Here is a 3919-nt window from a genome sequence, read left to right as displayed (position 1 = left end):
CCGATGAAGAACTCGTTCAAGGCCGAGATCGCCAGCCAGATGAAGATCAGCTCCAGCTTGCGTTTCTGGAAGAGCCCGGTGAACAGGGCCAGCGTGATCCATCCGTAGAACACCAGTTCAAGCACGATCGACCAGTAGACGCCGTCCATGAAGGGTTGGCCGAAGGCCGGCGCGAACATCGACAGGTTGGCGACGTACTGGCTGAAAGAGGCTGGAAGCAACGGCGTGCCGGCAAGGGTGAGAACTGCGAAGGTGATCGTCATGCAGAACAGAAAACCCGGATAGAGGCGAACGAACCGCGCGATCGCAAACTGATCCCAGCTCCGGTTTTCCGCCGACCAGGCAATGACGAAACCGCTGATCAGGAAGAACAGATTGACGCCGAGATAGCCGTAGAGGGCGAACGGTGCGGCAAGCGGATAGCCCTGCGCGAGGTAGCCTTCGGCGGCCGCGCCGCGAAAGAAATAGTGAAAGAACACGACGGCAAGTGCTGCCGCCAGCCTGAGCAGGTCCAGCGTCGCGATGTAATTTTGTTCCGCAGATCTGGTGTTCATCCGCATTTCCCCGCATCTCCGGTCCGCAAACCATAGAGCGGATCGCGGCTGAGCGGGTTAAAAGGCTGAACTATCGCCAGATGTAGTAAATACGGCCCTCAGACCGCCGAACCATAAAGGTCATAGGCGTCGGCGCGGTCGATCTTGACGGTGACGATATCGCCCTGGCGCAAAGGGCGGCGCGATTGGATATGCACCGAGCCATCGATCTCGGGCGCGTCGTATTTGGTGCGGCCCTTTGCCGACGTGCCATGCGCCTCGTCGATCAGCACCGGCAGGCGCTTGCCGACCTTCTTGGCCAGCTGCGTTGCCGAAATCTTCTGCTGGCGCTGCATGAAACGGTGCCAGCGCGCCTCCTTGATCTCCTGGGGAACCTGTTCGAGACCGAGATCGTTGGAGCGGGCGCCGCGGACCGACTCGTATTTGAAGCAGCCGGCGCGATCGATCTTGGCCTCGTCGAGCCAGTCGAGCAGCATCTCGAAATCGTCGTCCGTCTCGCCGGGAAAGCCGACGATGAAGGTCGAGCGGATGGCCAGATCCGGGCAGACCTCACGCCAGCCGCGAATGCGCTCGAGCGTCTTTTCGCCGTGTGCCGGCCGGCGCATGTTCTTCAACACCTGCGGCGAAGCGTGCTGGAAGGGGATATCCAGGTAAGGGAGGATCTTGCCCTCTGCCATCAGCGGGACGACGTCGGCGACATGCGGGTAGGGGTAGACATAGTGCATGCGCACCCAGATGCCGAGCTTGCCCAGTTCCTCGGACAGATCGAGGAATTTTGCGCGCACCTCACGGTCGCCGAACATCGACGTCTGATACTTGATGTCGATGCCGTAGGCGCTGGTGTCCTGTGAGATCACCAGAAGTTCCTTGACCCCAGCCTTGGCCAGTTTCTCGGCCTCGCGCAGCACATCGGCCGCCGGCCGCGAGACGAGGTCGCCACGCAGTGCCGGAATGATGCAAAAGGTACAGCGGTTGTTGCAGCCTTCGGAAATTTTCAGATAGGCGTAGTGGCGCGGCGTCAGCTTGACACCCTGCGGCGGCAAAAGATCGACATAAGGGTCGTGCGAAGGCGGCGCGGCCTCATGCACGGCAGCCATCACGCTCTCATAGGCCTGCGGCCCGGTGATCGCCAGCACATTGGGGTGCTTTTCGCGAATGACGTCCGGCTCGGCGCCCAGGCAACCGGTGACGATCACCCGGCCGTTTTCCGAAAGCGCGGAGCCGATGGCGTTGAGCGACTCGTCGCGAGCGGAATCGAGAAAGCCGCAAGTGTTGACGACGACAAGGTCGGCGCCGTCATGCTTGCGGGCGATTTCGTAACCTTCGGCGCGCAGGCGCGTGATGATGCGCTCCGAATCCACAAGGGCCTTCGGGCATCCAAGACTGACAAAACTCACGCGTGGAGCGGACATAGAGCGTTTCCGGGCTTTTCAGGATTGCCGGCGCAGTACCACACTTATTGCGGCATTGGTATGGGCACGCCCGCGATGCGGCAAAACGCACGGCGGTCTTGCTTCCACGGCGTGAAGATGCCGATGTCTGCCAGCCTCAGCCGACCGCACCGTTTACATGCGGCCAAACCTCCACCGCGCCACGATAGATCATGTCCACAGCCACATAGAAAATGATCAGCAGGCCGACATAGGCAATCCAGCGGTGGCGATGCAGCAGCTTGGCAATGAAAGTCGCGGCCAGCCCCATCAGGGCGATCGACAGCACCAGGCCGATGATCAGCACCGGAAAATGGTCACGCGCCGCTCCAGCCACCGCCAGCACGTTGTCGAGCGACATCGACACATCGGCGACGACAATCTGCAAGGCAGCCTGGCCAAGGGTCTTGCGCTTCGTCTTGCCGGCGACCGCCTGGTCGTTGTTGAGGTCCGAATTCGACAGTGCCTCGGTCGCTTCCAATTCATCGGCATGGGACGTACGCAACTCGCGATACATCTTCCAGCAGACCCACAGCAGCAGGATGCCGCCGGCGAGCAGCAGGCCGACGATCGCCAGCAGCTTGACGGTAATTGCGGCAAACCCGATGCGCAGCACCGTTGCCGCCACCACGCCGAGAAGAATCGCCTTCTTGCGTTGTTCGGCAGGCAGGCCGGCCGCGGCGAGGCCGATGACGATCGCATTGTCGCCAGCCAGCACGAGGTCGATGGCGATGACCTGGAGCAGGGCGGTCAGACTGGCAGCGCTGAAAAAAATGTCCATCGACAGGAAGCCCTTGCTGATTTGCCGAGTGTTCGTCGATTATCCAGAGGCCCTAACTTGGTGGTCCCCTGGCGTCAAGGGATCACGCGTGGCTGCATCACCGAAGCAGCGTTGCGTCAAGCCGGATCAGGCTTTGCGGCACTCGCCGGCAGCCGGGCAAAACCATGGCCGATCACAAATCAATCGTAGAGATTGTACTTTGCCCAGTCGGCTTCTGGAATCTCGTCCCCGATCCGGTAACGGAGCTGCAGAACTTCCATATGGTCCGGCGCGGTCTGGCACTTGAATTTCAGCCGGTACCACTGCCCCTTGCTGCGAAACGCAGCACCCGAGCTCTTGATTGCATCGGCGCCCATCTCGGGCGTGGCGAAGGCGTAGGCGACGACGCGATCGGCTTCGAACTTGCGATCGTCATGGGTGATGCGGTCGAGCACTTCGGCGTCGCAACGCTGTTCAAGACGGGTTTGGGGATCGAGTTTCATCAGACCGGCGCGCAATGCATTGTCCATTGCGCTGGCTGGAAAACTCAGTGTCACTGACGCCAAGGCGGTCATGCAGAGCTTCTTCATGGGCGGGACAACCAACATATTTTGTCGGAGAAATCAACCGAGCGAACCGCCTCGGACGCCGCGGGAATCTTCAATCATATGGCCGGTGCGTTCAAAATTGCGTGTCGGGATTCGTCGTGCGATGCCTGCGGCCAACGGACCAAAGACGCACGGCCGGCATCGGTGAGATCGTAAAGGCCGCGGTCGACGCGCGCGAACCAGCCATAGACATTGTGCTGCAGGATTTTCGGCGCGATCGGCGTCACCGCCTTCAGATCTCGCGGCCGCCTGGGTCCGTCCGCCATGGCGGCAGCGCAGGCGAGGGCGCTTTGACGATAGGCCGTCATGATCGGATTGCGCGATCCTCCTCCGGCAACCGGATCGCCGCGACGGCGCTGGTGCTCGTCGACCAGACGAGAGCGCCGGCGGGCATTCTTGCGCGGCGCCAGCGCGATCGGGCTGAGAAGCACTTCGACCCGGTCCGTCCCGGTCACACCGAGCAGGCCGAAGCCAAGACGGCGGCAGAGATTGCGGAACCTGGCATCGCTTTCGCGGCCCTTGCCGCGGGCCGACATGCGCGCGGCCAGCCACACCTCGTCGCAGGCC

General features: G+C 61.8%; 5 protein-coding genes. All 5 read right to left on the bottom strand.

Annotated elements, in window-relative coordinates; translation table 11 throughout:
• Positions 1 to 554, bottom strand: a 554-nt coding sequence (locus tag EN964_RS27855) for an acyltransferase (RefSeq protein WP_164776032.1), incomplete at its 3' end; no start/stop codon positions are given.
• A gap of 98 nt (positions 555 to 652) precedes the next feature.
• The gene (rimO, locus tag EN964_RS27850; RefSeq protein WP_127271065.1) at positions 653 to 1966 is read right to left on the bottom strand and encodes a 30S ribosomal protein S12 methylthiotransferase RimO; all 1314 of its coding nucleotides are present in this window, start codon (positions 1964 to 1966) and stop codon (positions 653 to 655) included.
• 136 nt (positions 1967 to 2102) lie between these two features.
• Positions 2103 to 2765 (bottom strand): TerC family protein, encoded by a 663-nt coding sequence (locus EN964_RS27845; RefSeq protein WP_127271063.1) that lies wholly within the window; start codon positions 2763 to 2765, stop codon positions 2103 to 2105.
• Positions 2766 to 2944: 179 nt separating this feature from the next.
• Positions 2945 to 3352 (bottom strand): DUF930 domain-containing protein, encoded by a 408-nt coding sequence (locus EN964_RS27840; protein ID WP_164748941.1) that lies wholly within the window; start codon positions 3350 to 3352, stop codon positions 2945 to 2947.
• Positions 3353 to 3408: 56 nt separating this feature from the next.
• Positions 3409 to 3919: DUF2161 family putative PD-(D/E)XK-type phosphodiesterase (locus EN964_RS27835; RefSeq protein ID WP_127276991.1), on the bottom strand; the 511-nt coding region annotated here is incomplete at its 5' end.

The sequence above is a fragment of the Mesorhizobium sp. M7A.F.Ca.CA.001.10.2.1 genome (genome assembly GCF_003998575.1).
Classification (GTDB): Bacteria; Pseudomonadota; Alphaproteobacteria; order Rhizobiales; family Rhizobiaceae; genus Mesorhizobium.
The sequence above is the reverse complement of the archived record's forward strand: the minus strand, read 5'-3'. Positions and strand labels throughout refer to the sequence as shown.